The 673-nt window shown below is 60.6% G+C and carries 2 protein-coding genes; both read left to right on the forward strand.

Going from position 1 to position 673, the window contains the following annotated elements; translation table 11 throughout:
- Positions 1–251, forward strand: a 251-nt coding sequence (locus GL300_RS26090) for an IS3 family transposase (RefSeq protein ID WP_155042585.1), incomplete at its 5' end; no start/stop codon positions are given.
- Positions 252–255: 4 nt separating this feature from the next.
- The coding region (locus GL300_RS26095; RefSeq protein WP_170297823.1) for a DDE-type integrase/transposase/recombinase at positions 256–673 on the forward strand (418 nt) is incomplete at its 3' end.

Genomic DNA, 673 nt, shown 5'->3' on the forward strand with positions numbered 1-673 from the left:
ATGAGTTGCGCCGCCGGGGGCTCATCGTGAACCACAAGAAAGTGGCGCGGATCATGCGGTTGGCTGGATTGGGGGTCAAACCGCGGCGGCGCTATATACGCATGACGGACAGCCGCCATGACCAGCCGATCCATCCTAACCTCTATCGAAACAGGATCCCGGAGCGGCCCGACCAGGTCTGGGTGGCGGACTTTACCTACATTCGGGTCGCCCAGGGCTTCTGCTACCTCGCACTCGACCATTGTTCTTGAACCAATGGCGAACAAGGTCTCATTCCTCGACGCCTGCAGTCGCAAGGTCGTTGGTTACGCGCTGTCGCAGCGCCTGGACACACCGCTGGCGTTGGCCGCGCTTCAATCAGCCGTCACGAGCAGGAGGCCGGCGCCGGGATGCATTCATCACACGGACAGGGGCTGCCAATACGCATCCCAACTCTATCGCGACGCTCTGGACGCTGCTGGTCTGCTGGGCTCGATGAGCAGCGTCGGGAACCCCTATCACAATGCCCAGGCCGAGAGTTTCATGAAGACCCTGAAGGTCGAGGAGGTCTATCTCGCCGGATACGAAACCTTCGCCGATGTCGCCGGCCGATTGCCGGTGTTCATCGAGCAGGTCTACAATACCCGAAGACTGCATTCAGCCCTCAGCTACCCTCCGCCCGAGGAATTCGAAA

This window comes from Paracoccus litorisediminis (assembly GCF_009711205.1).
GTDB classification, from domain to species: domain Bacteria; phylum Pseudomonadota; class Alphaproteobacteria; order Rhodobacterales; family Rhodobacteraceae; genus Paracoccus; species Paracoccus litorisediminis.